Origin of the sequence: Chitinivorax sp. PXF-14, from assembly GCF_040812015.1 — a bacterium.
In the GTDB taxonomy this organism is placed as follows: Bacteria; Pseudomonadota; Gammaproteobacteria; order Burkholderiales; family SCOH01; genus JBFNXJ01.
Map to the genome: position 1 here is coordinate 1 of NZ_JBFNXJ010000051.1, position 416 is coordinate 416.

The following is a 416-nucleotide window of genomic DNA, read 5'->3' on the forward strand; positions in this document are numbered from 1 at the left end:
GCCAGGGCAGATCCGTGCACAGCACCTTGCCGTAGAAGAACAGCAAGGCCGCCAATGCCTGACGATGCGTGGAGACCGAAACCTTGCGCTCGTTCGCCAGCCAGGACAGAAATGCCTCGACTTCGCTGCTGCCCAAGGTTGCCGGGTGACGCACACCGTGGAAACGGATGAAGGCACGAACCCAGTGGACATAAGCCTGTTCGGTTGGTAAGCTGTAATGCAAGTAGCGTATGCGCTCACGCAACTGGTCCAGAACCTTGACCGAACGCAGCGGTGGTAACGGCGCAGTGGCGGTTTTCATGGCTTGTTATGACTGTTTTTTTGTACAGTCTATGCCTCGGGCATCCAAGCAGCAAGCGCGTTACGCCGTGGGTCGATGTTTGATGTTATGGAGCAGCAACGATGTTACGCAGCAG

The 416-nt window shown here is 56.5% G+C and carries 1 pseudogene; it reads right to left on the minus strand.

The features are described from left to right. Nucleotides 1-301 (minus strand): annotated as a pseudogene (intI1, locus tag ABWL39_RS20900) (class 1 integron integrase IntI1); the annotation flags it as partial. Between the last annotated feature and the right edge of the window lie 115 nt (nt 302-416).